The organism is Streptomyces sp. NPDC001219 (assembly GCF_053597915.1).
In genome coordinates, this window is the sequence record NZ_JBSFJF010000017.1 from 78422 (window position 1) to 92120 (window position 13699).

Annotated in this window: 15 protein-coding genes and 2 pseudogenes; 9 read left to right on the top strand and 8 right to left on the bottom strand. The window is 69.3% G+C overall.

Going from position 1 to position 13699, the window contains the following annotated elements:
* Positions 1-19 precede the first annotated feature (19 nt).
* The 3 genes from ACWC9R_RS13875 to ACWC9R_RS13885 are packed head-to-tail and all read right to left on the bottom strand — an operon-like array spanning position 20 to position 2841.
* Positions 20-1156 carry an FAD-binding oxidoreductase gene (locus ACWC9R_RS13875; RefSeq protein ID WP_450731408.1) on the bottom strand — a complete coding sequence of 379 codons (1137 nt, stop codon included), beginning with the start codon at positions 1154-1156 and terminating at the stop codon, positions 20-22.
* Positions 1157-1181: 25 nt separating this feature from the next.
* Positions 1182-2663 carry a phytoene desaturase family protein gene (locus ACWC9R_RS13880; protein WP_450731409.1) on the bottom strand — a complete coding sequence of 494 codons (1482 nt, stop codon included), beginning with the start codon at positions 2661-2663 and terminating at the stop codon, positions 1182-1184.
* On the bottom strand, positions 2656-2841 hold the full coding sequence (locus tag ACWC9R_RS13885) for a hypothetical protein (RefSeq protein WP_450731410.1): 186 nt from the start codon (positions 2839-2841) through the stop codon (positions 2656-2658). The genes ACWC9R_RS13880 and ACWC9R_RS13885 overlap by 8 nt, the downstream gene beginning before the upstream one ends.
* Before the next feature lie 118 nt (positions 2842-2959).
* On the opposite strand from ACWC9R_RS13885, the gene ACWC9R_RS13890 reads away from it, so the two are divergent.
* Entirely contained in the window at positions 2960-3529 is a 570-nt protein-coding gene (locus ACWC9R_RS13890; RefSeq protein WP_450731411.1) for a PadR family transcriptional regulator, read from the top strand.
* Between the two features lie 283 nt (positions 3530-3812).
* Positions 3813-3998: pseudogene (locus ACWC9R_RS13895) on the top strand (helix-turn-helix domain-containing protein); the annotation flags it as partial.
* A 135-nt stretch (positions 3999-4133) separates the two neighbouring features.
* On the opposite strand, the gene sigJ reads toward ACWC9R_RS13895, so the two are convergent.
* Positions 4134-5051: an RNA polymerase sigma factor SigJ gene (sigJ, locus tag ACWC9R_RS13900; protein WP_450731413.1), complete on the bottom strand. Its 918-nt coding sequence runs from the start codon at positions 5049-5051 to the stop codon at positions 4134-4136.
* Between the two features lie 101 nt (positions 5052-5152).
* Here sigJ and ACWC9R_RS13905 point away from each other — a divergent pair, with 101 nt between their 5' ends.
* From ACWC9R_RS13905 to ACWC9R_RS13915, 3 genes and pseudogenes are all read left to right on the top strand, one after another.
* A complete protein-coding gene (locus ACWC9R_RS13905) occupies positions 5153-5527 on the top strand; it encodes a hypothetical protein (protein WP_450731414.1) in 375 nt (124 codons plus the stop codon).
* 76 nt (positions 5528-5603) lie between these two features.
* A pseudogene (locus ACWC9R_RS13910) lies at positions 5604-5699 on the top strand (IS481 family transposase); the annotation flags it as partial.
* A complete protein-coding gene (locus tag ACWC9R_RS13915) occupies positions 5677-6228 on the top strand; it encodes an HAD domain-containing protein (protein ID WP_450731416.1) in 552 nt (183 codons plus the stop codon). The pseudogene ACWC9R_RS13910 and the gene ACWC9R_RS13915, both read left to right, overlap by 23 nt.
* 84 nt (positions 6229-6312) lie before the next feature.
* On the opposite strand, the gene ACWC9R_RS13920 is transcribed toward ACWC9R_RS13915, so the two are convergent.
* Positions 6313-7020 carry an SDR family NAD(P)-dependent oxidoreductase gene (locus tag ACWC9R_RS13920; protein WP_450731417.1) on the bottom strand — a complete coding sequence of 236 codons (708 nt, stop codon included), beginning with the start codon at positions 7018-7020 and terminating at the stop codon, positions 6313-6315.
* Positions 7021-7283: 263 nt separating this feature from the next.
* Here ACWC9R_RS13920 and ACWC9R_RS13925 point away from each other — a divergent pair, with 263 nt between their 5' ends.
* The 3 genes from ACWC9R_RS13925 to ACWC9R_RS13935 all read left to right on the top strand — a co-directional run bounded on the left by ACWC9R_RS13925 (position 7284) and on the right by ACWC9R_RS13935 (position 9559).
* On the top strand, positions 7284-7625 hold the full coding sequence (locus tag ACWC9R_RS13925; RefSeq protein WP_450731501.1) for a winged helix-turn-helix transcriptional regulator: 342 nt from the start codon (positions 7284-7286) through the stop codon (positions 7623-7625).
* Between the two features lie 135 nt (positions 7626-7760).
* Complete coding sequence (locus tag ACWC9R_RS13930) at positions 7761-8300, top strand: ArsR/SmtB family transcription factor (protein ID WP_067307010.1); 540 nt, start codon at positions 7761-7763, stop codon at positions 8298-8300.
* Positions 8297-9559 carry an MFS transporter gene (locus ACWC9R_RS13935; RefSeq protein WP_450731419.1) on the top strand — a complete coding sequence of 421 codons (1263 nt, stop codon included), beginning with the start codon at positions 8297-8299 and terminating at the stop codon, positions 9557-9559. Before ACWC9R_RS13930 ends, ACWC9R_RS13935 begins: the two co-directional genes overlap by 4 nt.
* Before the next feature lie 73 nt (positions 9560-9632).
* On the opposite strand, the gene ACWC9R_RS13940 is transcribed toward ACWC9R_RS13935, so the two are convergent.
* Complete coding sequence (locus ACWC9R_RS13940) at positions 9633-9932, bottom strand: DUF6332 family protein (protein WP_450731421.1); 300 nt, start codon at positions 9930-9932, stop codon at positions 9633-9635.
* 252 nt (positions 9933-10184) lie between these two features.
* Positions 10185-10760: a CGNR zinc finger domain-containing protein gene (locus tag ACWC9R_RS13945; RefSeq protein WP_450731423.1), complete on the bottom strand. Its 576-nt coding sequence runs from the start codon at positions 10758-10760 to the stop codon at positions 10185-10187.
* A gap of 82 nt (positions 10761-10842) precedes the next feature.
* On the opposite strand from ACWC9R_RS13945, the gene ACWC9R_RS13950 reads away from it, so the two are divergent.
* Positions 10843-12015 carry an epoxide hydrolase gene (locus tag ACWC9R_RS13950; protein ID WP_450731425.1) on the top strand — a complete coding sequence of 391 codons (1173 nt, stop codon included), beginning with the start codon at positions 10843-10845 and terminating at the stop codon, positions 12013-12015.
* A 158-nt stretch (positions 12016-12173) separates the two neighbouring features.
* Here ACWC9R_RS13950 and ACWC9R_RS13955 read toward each other — a convergent pair whose 3' ends face one another.
* Positions 12174-13589, bottom strand: a complete 1416-nt coding sequence (locus tag ACWC9R_RS13955; RefSeq protein WP_450731427.1) for a DEAD/DEAH box helicase — start codon at positions 13587-13589, stop codon at positions 12174-12176.
* Positions 13590-13699: the final 110 nt, after the last annotated feature.

The following is a 13699-nucleotide window of genomic DNA, read 5'->3' on the forward strand; positions in this document are numbered from 1 at the left end:
CTTCTTAGGTGTACTGGCGTCAGAGGTCGAGGTCGACGTCCGTGACCGGATAGGCGACGCAGGAGTGGGTGTAGCCGAACTGCTGGTCGGACATGCGTAGTTGGGCTTCCTCGGCGGTGTGGACGGTGCCCTTGAGGACGCGGACGCGGCACAGGCCGCACTCGCCGGAACGGCAGGCCGCTTCCGGGCGGACGCCCTGGTCCTCCAGCGCGTCCAGCAGGGGCCGCCCGCGGCGGGTGCGGAACGACGTGCCGCCGACGGTGACGGTGACCTCGGAGTCCGGGTCCGCTTCGGCCGGCCAGTGGGCCTGGCCGGTGGGGTCGGCGGGAGCGCCGTTGGCCTCGAAGCGAATCCGGCGGCGGGGGTGGCCGAGCTCTTCCAGCTGCCGCAGCGCGTACGGGTACAGGGTCTGAGGGCCGCAGACGTAGACCATGCGGCCGTCGAGCGGACCGGCGAGGGTCTTGATCAGCGTGGCGGTGAGCAGGCCGGTGGGTCCGGCCCATCCGTTTCCGGGCTCGGCCATGACGTGGTGGACGCGGATGTTGGGGTAGTTGGCGGCGATGGTGTCGAGTTCCTTGCGGAAGATCACGTCGTCCGGTGTGCGAGAGCCGTAGATCAGGTGGAAGCGGCGGTCCAGCCCGTGGTCGACGATGTCGCGGATCATGCTCATGGCCGGTACGACGCCGGAGCCGCCGGCGAGGAACACGAGGTCGTCGCCGTGGAAGAGCGGGTTGTGGTGGAAGGTGCCCATCGGCCCGGTCGTGGTGAGCGCGTCGCCCACGGAGAGGGTGTCGATGAGGTGGTTGCTGATCCGCCCGCCGGGTACTCGGCGCACCGTCAGGTCCCAGTGTCCGGGACTCGCCGGGCTGGAGGACAAGGCGTACGGGCGGTTGGTGTCGCCGGCGAACACGCCCACGTACTGCCCGGCCAGGAACGGCGGCAGGTCCGTGCCGTCGGGACGGCGCAGCCGGAAGGTGGCCGAGCTGACGGTCTCGGTGATGACTTCGGAGACGGTGAGCGCAAGCCGTCGGGGATGGTACGAGGCGACGGCGCGCGATGTCTCGGCAGCGTGGTCGGCGGTGTCCGCGGGGCGGCTGTCGATGTCGGCCTGGACGTCGGTGTAGCCCTCGAAGAGCGGGGCGAGGCGGTGGGGCACGGGGACTCCCTGTCGGATCGTGCGGTCAGGCGGCCTGGTGGCGCAGCAGGCTGCGGGCGACCCGGTGACCGGATTGCAGCGACGTCTGGAAGCCGCCCATTCCGGCCCACGAACCGGCCAGGTGCAGGCCGGGGACATGGGTCTCGCGTTCGCTGTTGCGGAAGAGCCAGTTCTCGGTGCGGTCCTGGTCGTAGCCGTATATCGCGCCCCCGGGATGCCCGAGGTAGTGGGACAGGGTCATCGGGGTGGCGACGTCGACCTCCTCGATGGCGTCGCGGATGCCGGGCGTGACCACCTCGACGCGGTCCAGCAGCGTCTCGGCGTAGGCGAACTTGGTACGGGCGTACTCGGCGGGCGGGACCTTCTCCCAGGCGTCCGCGTACTGGAGTGTCATGAGGCTGATGTGGGTGGCGCCTGAGGGGGCGAAGCCGATCGGGGCGATGTCGTAGGAGGAGACGCAGATCCCGCGGGCCGGCTCCAGGGTGTGCCAGGAGGCTTGCGTGCGGTCGTCGTCCAGGTCGGCGTTGACGAAGGTGGTGCTGGTGGTGAAGCCGAGCTCGGCGGGTGTGGCGTCCAGCCCCATGTGCAGGATGAAGCCCGAAACGCCGATCCGCCGGGTGGCGAGATCGTCCCGTACGGCCGTCGGAACGGCGTCGCCGAGCATGGCGTACGTCACCGGTATCGACGCGTTGGAGATGACGTCCCGGGCGGAGATCTCCTGGCCGTCGTCGAGGCGCACACCGACGGCGCGTCCCCGCTCGGTCAGGATCGCCTCGACCGCCGTGTTGAAGCGGACCTCGCCGCCCGCCCTGAGGAACGAGTCGAGAAACGCGCTGGACATGGCCTGCGAGCCGCCCCTGATGTGCCAGGGCTTGAACTCGAAGTAGGCGAACAGCATCAGCGCCAGGTCCTGGAAGGCCACTCGGGAGGGCGGCTGTCCGAGGTAGGGCCAGTAGGCGGTGAGGGCCGACTTGAGCCGGGGGTCGTCGAAGTGGTCGTCCAGCACCTCGCTGTACGGCCGCAGCCCCTGGCGGAAGTAGCCGGTGTCGATCTGCTCGGCCGGCAGGCCGCGCATGGCGGCGATCTGCCAGACCGCGGTGTCCTTCAGGAGCTGGAAGAACCGCTCGACGCGCTCGCGGTTGCCCGGGAAGGCATCGCTCAGCACGTCCGCGGCGGCCGTCCAGTCCGCGGGCAACGTCACGTCGAACTCGCCGGGCACCACGGCCCGGTAGAGGTCGTGCTCCTGGACGAAGTCGAGGCGGTCGATGACGCCCAGGTCCTCGAACAGGCCCCGCAGGGAGAACTCCTGGCCCTCCACGCCGACCCCCGAGAGCTGGTGCAGGGCCACCTCCATCTCGTAGCGGCCGCGCCGGAAGGACGTGGCGCAGCCACCGGGGATGTTGTGGCGCTCCACCAGCAGCGTGCGCAGTCCCGCGCGCTGGAGGGTGGTGGCGGCGGTCAGACCGGCGTTGCCGGCCCCGATGACCACGGCGTCGAAGTCACTCATGGCCGGCCTCCTCTCGCGCGATCGAGCCGGACTTCGCGCCCCTCGCCCCGGCCCGTGCCTTCGCGGCCGAGAGCGGGCGGAGCATCACCATGAAGCCGTCGATCTCGCTGTTCTCGGCCGGCGGGCCGGCGACAGCCTCCACGTCGCCCGCCTCTCCGGCCTTGTGGAAGGGGTGCACAAAGATCACCTCGCATACACAACAAGTTGAATAGGTGCATCGTAGACTAGGTTCGCTGATGCGCCCCGTCCAGACCTAGTCACTTTTTTTACTAATCAACCAGTGCTAAGTTGGTGGCATGGCTCTACGTAACGCGGTGATGGCCGCCCTCCTGGAGGGCGAGGCGTCCGGATACGACCTCGCGAAGGGCTTCGACGCCTCGGTCGCCAACTTCTGGATGGCCACGCCCCAGCAGCTCTACCGGGAACTGGAGCGCATGGAGGCCGACGGGCTCATCGCGGCCCGCGTCGTGGAACAGGAGCGCCGCCCCAACAAGCGGCTGTTCTCCCTGACCGAGGCCGGACTCAACGCGGTGCGGGCCTACACCGCCGAACCCCCCAAGCCGACGGCCATCAGGGACGAGCTGATGGTCAAGGTCCAATGCGTCGACGCGGGCGACATCGGGGCCGTACGATCCATGATCGCCGAACGCACGGAGCGGTCCACCGCCAAGCTGGCCCGCTATGAGCGTCTGCAGAAGCGTCTGCTGGACGGCCGTACCGAGGAGGAGTTCTTCGCGACCGCCGAGCGCATCGGCCCCTACCTCACCCTGCTGCGGGGGATGGCCTTGGAACAGGACAACCTCCGCTGGGGCGCGCTCGCCCTGACACGGCTGGAACAGCGCGCTTCGACCTCCACCGAGGGATGAGACCGGCCTGCCGCGTCGACGAGCCCAGCGACGAGCCCCGGTGAGACGGTGTCGGTGGTCCAGTAGCGCAGGCGACGGGCGCGCAGGTCGATGACCGCGCCGTCGGTCACGGCGTCCTCGGCGGCCAGGGGAAAGGGCGCGCTGGCGGCCAGGGTGCGGGGAAGGGATTCCCCGTGGTGTGCCAGCAGCGGGACGATCGTGTTGGAGAGTTGCCAGTGTGTGAGGGTCGCGTCGGCGGTGATGACGCTGACGAGGCAGGCCGCGTGGGCGAAGGTGTCGGCGATCAGTTCGTCGTGGCGCAACCATCGCGGACATCGCCCGCGCCGTGGGTTACTCGGACCCGTTCGGGTTCAGCGCGGCGTTCAAACGCGTCCGAGGCGCAATCCCAAGCGAGTTCCGGCGCACCGCGACGACTGCCTCCCCGGCGACCGAGCGGCCCGTTCCAGCCCGCACCACCCCGGCCGAATGAACGCCTGAACCAGGGATGAGGCAAGCCAGGGCGCGATCCGCTCCGAGCCGGACCGCTCCGGGCCGCTCCGAGCCGGATGCCGAGATCACCTGCATCCGACCATGATCGCCCGTCGGCCGAGTGACGTGACGGCCCTCAGCCCGCCCCCGCCCACGGCCGCAGCTTCTCCGGGTTGCGGACCGCCCAGATCCGGTTGACCCGCCCGTCGGAGACGTCGAACGAGGCCACGGTCATGACGACGCCGGCACGCTGGGCCACCAGGCCCGGCACACCGTTGACCGACCGCTCCAGGAGTTCGAGCCCCGGAGCCTTGTCAGCGATGGCGACCATGTACTGGGCGATGCGCGTGCCGCCCTCGACCGGGCGCAGGACGGTGCCGACCATGCCGCCGCCGTCGGCGGTCATCACGGCGGCCGGGTCGAGAAGAGCGACGAGGGCCGCGATGTCCTTGGTCTCCCATGCCTCTTTGACGTGCCTCACCACGTCGGCCTGGCCGGTCGCCGTCACCGGTGCGCGCCCGACACCCACCCGCCGTCGGGCGGCGGAGGCGAGCTGCTTGCAGGCCGCTGGGGTCCGGCCGAGGACGTCGGCGATCTCGGCGAACGGGTACCGGAACACGTCGTGCAGGACGAACGCCACCCGCTCGGCGGGCGTCATCGACTCCAGGACGACGAGGAAGGCCATGGTCACCGACTCGTCCAGGACGATCTGGTCGGCGGGGTCCGCAGGGTGGGTGAGGCCGACGCCGCCCGTGCGGTCCCCCTCGGTGCGGTCGGGCAGCGGCTCGGGCAGCCACGCACCGGCATAGCGTTCACGGCGGGCCCGCGCCGAGCCGAGCAGGTCCAGGCAGATGCGGCCGGTCACGGTCGTCAGCCAGGCGCCGGGCGACAGGATCTCCTCCTGCCGGCTTCGTGACAGCCCGTACCAGCGTGCGTAGGCATCCTGCACGGCGTCCTCGGCCTCGGTCACCGAACCGAGCAACCGGTAAGCCACATTGATCAGTTGGCGCCGCTCGCCGACTACCTCATCCGTCCTGCTCCCGACACTCTCCATGCTTCCGGCCGCCCCTCGCCTTACCTTTCGCGGGCCCGCGTCGTCGGACCGGTGAGACCTTACCGATCTGCTGCCCGAGGGCAGGAAAAGGGGAATGTGACATGGCCACTCAGGTAACGGCGACGGCAAACGCACAGCGCAGCTCCTCGTTCCTGCAGCTCGCGATCGCCCTGCAGACCCTGACCCTCTTCCTTCAGGCGGTCTCCGCCGGCCTGCTGCTGACCTCGTCCTACGGAGAGACGCTGCACAGTGTCGGAGCCCGGGTGACGTACGGGGCGTCGATGCTGTACGTGCTCGCATCGGTGCTGGCGTGGAAACCGGGCGGCGGCTCGCCCCGGCCCGTCTGGCACGCGTCAGGCTTCCTCCTGCTCGCCTCGGTCCAGGTCGTGCTCGGCATCGCGCACGTACCCACGGTCCATCTCCCCCTGGGTGTCTTGATGTTCGGCCTGAGTGTGCTGGCGCTGGCCCGGCGCTAGGTGTGGGCATCTCGGCACTTTGGTGACGGGTGACACGCCCTTGTGGATGCTGGAAAGGGGTGAGGGCCTTCTGGGATCGGCCGTGGTGGAGGAACAGGTTCTCTGCCTGCGACGCGAGCACCGGATCGGTCCGCTGGGACTGGCCGCTCGTGCAGGCGTCGCCGCTCCCACTGGATGTGGACGGGCCGCTGAATCCGTATGCCGCGAAGCCGCATCGACGGCCCGAGGGTTACCAGACGCAACGACTTCTGACACCCCGCTGGGAGGCCGCCGAACGGCGTCGGCCGGCTGAGTGGGGGCTACCGAACAAGCCGGTGAAACCGCTGCGGGTGTGGCTCAACGCGGCTCACGGCCAGGCATTGGAAGCGCTCCCCTTCGAGTTGGTGTGGGCGACCACGTGGCAGGAAGAAGCCAACGCCTTCGTTGCACCCGTCCTGGGACTGCCCGAGCTGCCCTTCATCTCCTGGCCCTCGCCGCGGGACGAGCCCGGGGACGGTGTGTTCTGGAAGACGCCGGAGATCGTCGCGTGGGCGAAAGGCCGGACGTTCGCCTGGATCGACGACGAGATCACCGAGGTGGATCGCGCCTGGGTGAACGAGCATCACAGCGGCCCCGCTCTACTCCACCGGGTCGATCCCCGCTGCGGCCTCACCAGCAACGACTTCGCCACACTCACGGCATGGGCGACCGGTCTGCGCTGACCCAGGGCCGGTCGGCAGCCGCCTGCGACGTCGTTCCGCACGGTCATTGCGGGACAGCCTTTGACCTGCCGTCGGTGAAGCTGGTCAGCCGTGCCCGCCGCCCCGCTCGGCGACGAGGGTGCGGAATGCCTCCACGTCGCCGATGACCTCCTCCACGCGGTCCCGATGCCGGTACAGGTCGTAGTAGCGGGCGCCGATGACGTCGGGGTCCGTCACCGCATCGCCGGTGGCGATCCCGGAGGCGATGGTCACCGTCGCCACATGGACGCCCTCGGGGCGCAGTTCGGCGTGCAGGGAGTGCGCCCAGTTGCGCAGTCCCGCCATCGCGAGCCCCACGTTCGCCAGGAGCGGCGCGGCGACAGTGGAGGACACACCGGTGGTCAGCAGCACGGTCCCCTCGCCACGGGCGCGCAGCTGCGGCAGCACCTGCCCTACGGCCGTCACCGCCCCCAGCACATGCAGCTCGAACTGCTCAGTGGCGGACTCGACCGTGGTCTGCGCGGCGCCGGTGATCGAACCGGTCGGGCTGGGACTGTACTCAAGGACATCCGCCGGTCCCAGCATCTCCTCTGCCCTGGTGATCGCGGAGGCCAGCGCGTCACGGTCACGGATGTCCGCTGGAAAAGCCGCGGCCTTCACGCCCAGCCCGGTCAGTTCGCAGACCAGAGCATCCAGGGTGTCCTTGCGCCGGGCGATCAGCCCCACTTGGAAGCCATGGCGACCAAAGGCCCTGGCCACGCCCATTCCGAGCCCCGGTCCTGCACCGACAACAACGAGAGTCTTCGCCACCACGGCGTCCCTTCAGCCAATAGCGGTCGCACCGCGGACAATCGCGGTGCACCATCAGGCAGTTACTGTTTGTGCGTAGCAACATGATTTGTCACTGCACCGATGGCCACAAGACGGCACATTCATGTCGGTGACGCACATGGAGGTAACCCTTGACGGCCCGCAGGAGCATCTCCCCGACCGGTCGGCACCAACCGGATCAACCCGATCAACCGCAGCCTGCTGACGAACCGAAAGGTGACCCGGATGACGAGGCGTGCCGGGAGATCCTGCGAATCCTCGCGCTGATCGGTGACAAGTGGAGCATCCTGGTCATCGGGCAACTTCGGGACCGGACCCTGCGCTTCAGCGAACTCCACCGCGCCGTCAGAGGCATCTCGCAGCGCATGCTCACCCTGACCCTGCGACAGCTCGAACGCGACGGGCTCCTCACCCGCACCGTGCACCCCAGCGTTCCCCCGCGCGTCGACTACACGCTCACCCCACTCGGCTCAACACTGCTGGACTCCATGGTGGCCCTCGGCGAGTGGGCCACCACCCACCGACAGGAGATCAAGAACAACCGCCACCGCTACGACACCGCCCGCTCATCGCGAACACAGGCCTGATGGCACCGCGATGGCCAGTGGCATGGGAGCCGCTGAGTGCAGGAGCGACGGCCTCAGGCGATGGACGGCCCGATTCCGGAAGCCCGGACGGAAATTCCCTTGCCCAATGGTCAAGAAGTGTTGACCATTGAGGGCATGCCTACCGACGATCTTCCCGAGACGTTCCACGTCACCACTGACGAGCAGTTGCGCGCCGTTTCCAATCTCACGCGTCACCGGATCATGGCCGTGCTCCGCTTCGAGCCCGCGACGATCACGCAGATCGCCGAGCGAGTGGGCCTCGCGAAGGGGAGTTCCAGCTACCACGTACGGCTGCTGGAGCGGGCCGGCCTGGTGAAGGTGGTGCGAACGCGGAAGGTCCGGGGGGTCACCGAGCGGTACTACGCAATGGCCGCGCGGGCGATCGTGCTGCCCGACCCGGGCGAGGGAGGCCCGGATGTGCTGATGCGGCATGCGGTGGCGGACCTGGAGGCGGCGCCGGTGGACGGCGAGCGGCACGTGCGGATGGCGCATCTGCGGCTCACCGAGGAGCAGTTCGCGGAGCTGGGGGCGCGGCTGCAGGCACTGGCGGACGAGTACCGGGAGCTGTCCGACCCGTCGCTGCCGGACGCGTCACTCGTCTTCGCACTGTTCCACCCGGCCTCGCGCGAGCAGGCCGAAGGGGACGCCAAGTGACCTCAGACGTACGGAAGCTGCCGACCGGGTTCGGACGGCTGTGGACCGCGCAGACGGTGTCCTCGCTGGGTGACGGGGTGTCGCATGCCGCGCTGCCGCTGCTCGCGCTGACGTTGACGCGGAATCCGGTGGCGCTCGCCGTCGTCACGGCCGCCGGAACGCTGCCGTGGCTGCTCTTCGGGGTGCTCGGCGGTGCGCTGGTGGACCGCTGGGACCGCCGGCGCACGATGTGGGTCACGGACGCGGCACGTGCGGTGCTGCTCGCGATACCGGCGGCAGCGGCCGCGCTCGACGTGCTGAGCATTCCACTGCTCGCGGCCGTCGCCTTCCTCCTCGGCCTCGGCGGACTCTTCTTCGACACGGCCGCCACGGCCTATCTCCCGGATCTGCTCGGCCGCGACCCCGCGCTCCTGGAACGTGCCAACTCCCGCCTGCGCGGCACCCAGACCGCCGCATCCGGCTTCGCCGGGCCGCCCGCGGGCAGTGCCCTGCTCGCGCTCGGGCGGGCGGTTCCACTGCTCGCCGACGCGGTGTCGTTCGCCCTCTCCGCACTGCTCGTACGGTCGCTGCCTGCCACGCCCCGGCCCGCACCACAGGCCCGTGAGTCGCTGCTGCGGCAGGCGCGGGCCGGCGCCTCGTACGTCTTCCGGGATCAGCTGCTGCTCGGGCTCGCGCTGCGGCCGGCGGTCGGGAACATCGCCTTCCTCGCCGTGGAGACCGTACTCGCCCTCTTCGCGCACGACCGTCTCGGCACCGACACCTTCGGCTTCGGCCTGCTCCTCACGGCGGAGGCCACCGGCGGTCTGCTCGGCGCGGGCATCGCCTCCTTCCTCGGCCGGCGACTCGGCACCGGCACCGCGTTGACCTGCACGGCCGCAGTCGAGGGACTCGCCATCCTGGGCCTTGCCGCCGCCCCGAACCCGTACGTCGCCGGCCTCGCGCTCGCCGTCTGCGGCGCGGGCATGGGAGCCACGATGGTGCTCGGCCCCTCCCTCCGACAGGCGATCGTCCCCGCCCACCTCATAGGCAGGGTCGCCTCCACCTCCCGCATGCTCGCCATGTGCGCCGCCCCGTTCGGCGCCTTCCTCGGCGGCTGGCTGGCCACCACCTACGACGTACGCACCCCCCTCTACACCGCCGCCGGCCTGCTCCTCACCATGACCACCGTCACCGCGACCATGACCAGCAACCGCCGGGTCGAGGCGGCGCTGCGTGCCGCCGCCCCGGCTGCGACGGAAGTTCGGAGTACCGCGGGATAAACGGGAACGGGGTGGCCTGGCACATTGCATGGAGGGCCCCACCCCATCCGGCTGGAGCGTCCTCCACACCCTCTCAGTCCCGCCCCGCGCCCCTCTCAACTGTTCTTCTCAGGCGCCCAAGGGTGGATATCACCCTGTAGAGAAACCCTGCCGCTGAAATCGCCATAGCCAACCCCAAGACGACGGCATTCACCCCTTCGCTCAACTGCCAGATGAGCGAAGGGGAGGCAATGGCGAAGAAGAGTAGTGCGGCAACAATCGCCCCCGTGATGACGGAATAGACGATCTCTACCGTAACCGCGTCACGTGATACCTGCTGAGACGATCCCTTGGGGCTGACGGCTTCCGGCTCATCCTCATTGGAATGTCGCATACCGGCAGTATTCCACGATGCCCCAACTCCGCACGTGCTAACGAGGTTTGTGGCCACCGCACAGGGATGCTCTCTTGTCGAGGTGCACTACGAGGTGATGTGCGCGCCCGCCAGACGGAACTCGTCACCTCCATCCATGTCCACGACTTCTGGGCCTCGTGCACAGACCCGGTCACCGCGACGCGCCCGGGCGCGATATGCAGGGTTCCTTGTCCTCGTCGCACCCCGTACTCGGACGTGCCGAGGTCACGATCACTCCGCTGATCTGGGGTTTTTGCGCTGGTTGGCATGGAGGCGCGCCTTCTTCTGCCGATTCCCGCAGGTGTTCATGTCGCACCATTTGCGGGTGCGGCTTTGACTGGTGTCGAAGAAGGCGGCTTGGCAGCTCGGTGATGCGCACAGCGCGAGTTTTCCGTCTCGTTCGCCAGCGATGACGCTGATCGCGTCGGCGGCGATCACGCTGAGGGCGTCTTCCACGCAGGAAGCCGAGCTGAGCCGCCATTGCCGCTTTCCCTCGGGCGTCAGGATCGCTGCGGCCCGCCCCTGAGCGCTGCAGTCATTGATGACTCGGACAGCAGATGCGGGGAGGGCGTCCTGGAGCGCGGCCGCAGTCGCGGCGGCGTGGATCGACTCCCTCAGTTCCCGGGCGAGGTCGAGCTGGGCGGTGGTGCAGGAGTCCACGGCGAGGCCGTTCACTGCCAGCCAGTCGACGAGTCGGTGCGGCGTGGGAATGCGCTCCACGGCGTCGCCATGACGCTCCGAGAGAGTCCCCGTGAAGCTGGTCGCCAGCACGTTGCCGAGGCGGAAGTCAGGGAATCCAGCACGCATGGAACCACCTTAGCCGGTTGCGGCGTGGCTCGGAGAACTGCTAGAACCGCCTTAGCCGGTTCCGCGATGGCCAGGAGGCCTCATGCCCCGTCCCACCAGCGACGTGCAAGCGTTTGAAGCCCACGCAACTGACGCCGACCTCGACGATCTGCGCGCGCGACTGGCCGCGGCGCGGCTGCCGGAGGCCGAGACGGTCCACCGCGCCGCGCCCGGCCCTCGCCGATGGGCACAGGGCGTTCCGCTCACCGACCTCGTCGATGTCGTGAACTACTGGCGCACCGGGTACAACTGGCGGTCGTTCGAAGAGCGCCTCAACCAGATCGGCCAGTTCCGCACGACCATTGATGATCTGGGAATCCACTTCCTGCACCGTCGCTCGGCGCGCGCAGATGCCATTCCGCTGATCCTGACGCACGGCTGGCCGGACAGCATCGCTCGGTTCGTCGATGTGGTGGACGAGCTGGCAGATCCGAAGGATGCGGACGCGCCGGCGTTCCACGTCGTGGTCCCGTCTCTGCCGGGCTTCGGTTACAGCGACAAGCCGGCCACCACCGGGTGGGGAACCGAGAAGACCGCGGCCGCATGGGTGGAACTGATGGGAAGGCTCGGCTACAGCAGGTTCGCAGCCCACGGCGGCGACTGGGGAGGCAATATCACCACGGTTCTCGCCGGCAGGTTCCCTGCGCACGTGCTCGGCATCCACACCACGTTCGCGGAGGGCCCGCCCGGGTTGACAACGGACGGGCTGACGGCGGTCGAGCGCCAGTGGACCGAGGAAACCCGCGACTTCTGGCGTCACCGCGCGGCGTACGCGAAGCAGCAGGCGACCCGGCCGCAGACCATCGGCTACTCGCTCGTCGACTCACCGGTCGGGCTTCTTGCCTGGATTCTTGACAAGTTCGCCGAGTGGACGGATACCGAAGACAGCCCGTTCGAGACGATTTCCCGAGACCGGGTTCTCGACAACGTCACCCTGTACTGGCTGACGCGGACCGGCGCATCGTCGGCCCGCATCTACTACGAAAGCCACAACTCACTGGACCCCGAACTCCGGGTCGACGTCCCGTCGGCAATCACCGTGTATCCCCGCGACGTCGAGAAGTGTCCGCGCCCCTGGGCGCAGGAGCGGTACCGACAGATCGTCCGATGGGGGGCGCCTCAAAGCGGGGGACATTTCCCGTCGCTGGAGATTCCCGAGTACTTCGTCAAGGACCTGCAGGAAGGCCTCGCGGCAGTGCTGGCCGCCAATCGGTGAACGCGGCGGAGATCTCCCGGTTCTTCTCCCCACGCCCGGAGCGTTCCGCGGCCTCCAGCCGAATCCGCTCCCGCGTAGCCCTCCCGGCGTCGGTCGGCCCCTGTTGTGGTCGTCCTGCCAGGCGGCCTTGAGCCCAGTGCGAGCGGCAGGGCGGGCCCTCAGCCGCCGCGGCGCACCCGGGCTGCCTTGCGGGCCTCGGCGAGCTTACGGGCCTCGGTGGCCTTGCGGGATTTGCCGCCGGTGGTACGGGAGGTGTCCTTGCTGGTGCCCAGGCCGCGGAAGGGGGTGTTGGTGTTCTTGGCCCTATGGGCGGCGGGCTTACCGTCGAGCGCGGTGCCGGAGGGGGCCTTGGCCCCGGTGATCCGGCTCAGCTCCGCCTCACCCGAGCGCACCTTGGTGGTCGTCGGCTCGATGCCGGCCTCTGCCATCAGGCGGCCCATCTCCCTGCGCTGGCCCGACAGGACCAGAGTGACGACGCGGCCGGACTCGCCGGCCCGGGCGGTGCGGCCCGCGCGGTGCACATAGTCCTTGGGGTCGGTGGGCGGGTCGACGTTGACCACGAGATCGAGGTCGTCGACGTGCAGGCCACGGGCCGCGACATTGGTCGCCACCAGGACGGTGACCTGGCCGCTCTTGAACTGCGCGAGGGTCCGGGTGCGCTGCGGCTGGGACTTACCGCTGTGCAGGGCCGTGGCATCCACCCCGCTGGCCCGCAGGTGCCGGGTGAGCTGGTCGACCGCGTGCTTGGTATCCAGGAACAGCAGTACGCGGCCGTCGCGGGCGGCGATCTCCGTGGCGACGGCATACCGGTCGGGGCCATGAACGACCAGCACATGGTGGTCCATGGTCGTGACCGCGCCCGCGGACGGGTCGACCGAGTGGACGACGGGGTCATGGAGGTAGCGCCGGACCAGGTGATCGACGTCCGGGTCCAGGGTGGCGGAGAACAGCATCCGCTGACCGTCACGGTGCACCTGGTCGAGCGCCTCGGTGACCTGCGGCAGGAAGCCCATGTCGCACATCTGGTCAGCCTCGTCGAGGACGGTGATCCGCACCCGTCCCAGGCCACAGGCCTTGCGCTCGATCAGGTCATGCAGGCGGCCAGGGGTGGCGACGACGACCTCGGCCCCGTCGCGCAGCGCAGCGGCCTGCCGGCCGATCGACATGCCGCCGACGATCGCGGCCATCCGCAGCCGGAGCGCGTCGGCGTACGGCGCGAGCGCTTCGGTGACCTGTTGGGCCAGCTCACGGGTGGGCACCAGGATCAGGGCGAGGGGCTGCTTGGGCTCCGCGCGCCGCCCCGCCGTCCGCACGAGCAGCGGCAGGCCGAAGGCGAGGGTTTTGCCCGATCCGGTGCGCCCGCGCCCCAGGACGTCGCGTCCCGCGAGGGCGTTGGGCAACGTGGCTGCCTGGATCGGGAAGGGCTCGTGCACGCCGCGCTCGGTGAGCGTTCGCAGCACCTCGGCAGGCAGTCCCAGGTCAGCGAAGGAGACGACCGGGGGAGCCGTGGGGGTGGGGGGCACCGGCTGGGCGAGGTCGCCGTGCGAGGTGCCGAGGTGGTCCGGCTGGTTCATACAGAGCCTTCCGTATGCGGAACGTACCGAGGAAGGCCCGGCAGGAAATGAGCAGCCAACGAACAAGGGAATCGGACGGGCAGAATCGCCAGCCGTCACAGCCAGCACAG

Coding starts and splice junctions, on each gene's coding strand:
- ACWC9R_RS13905 (WP_450731414.1), top strand. CDS start 5,153: ATGGCCACTCAGGTAACGGCGACGGCAAACGCACAGCGCAGCTCCTCG.
- ACWC9R_RS13890 (WP_450731411.1), top strand. CDS start 2,960: ATGGCTCTACGTAACGCGGTGATGGCCGCCCTCCTGGAGGGCGAGGCG.
- ACWC9R_RS13940 (WP_450731421.1), bottom strand. CDS start 9,932: ATGCGACATTCCAATGAGGATGAGCCGGAAGCCGTCAGCCCCAAGGGA.
- sigJ (WP_450731413.1), bottom strand. CDS start 5,051: ATGGAGAGTGTCGGGAGCAGGACGGATGAGGTAGTCGGCGAGCGGCGC.
- ACWC9R_RS13950 (WP_450731425.1), top strand. CDS start 10,843: ATGCCCCGTCCCACCAGCGACGTGCAAGCGTTTGAAGCCCACGCAACT.
- ACWC9R_RS13880 (WP_450731409.1), bottom strand. CDS start 2,663: ATGAGTGACTTCGACGCCGTGGTCATCGGGGCCGGCAACGCCGGTCTG.
- ACWC9R_RS13945 (WP_450731423.1), bottom strand. CDS start 10,760: ATGCGTGCTGGATTCCCTGACTTCCGCCTCGGCAACGTGCTGGCGACC.
- ACWC9R_RS13930 (WP_067307010.1), top strand. CDS start 7,761: ATGCCTACCGACGATCTTCCCGAGACGTTCCACGTCACCACTGACGAG.
- ACWC9R_RS13955 (WP_450731427.1), bottom strand. CDS start 13,589: ATGAACCAGCCGGACCACCTCGGCACCTCGCACGGCGACCTCGCCCAG.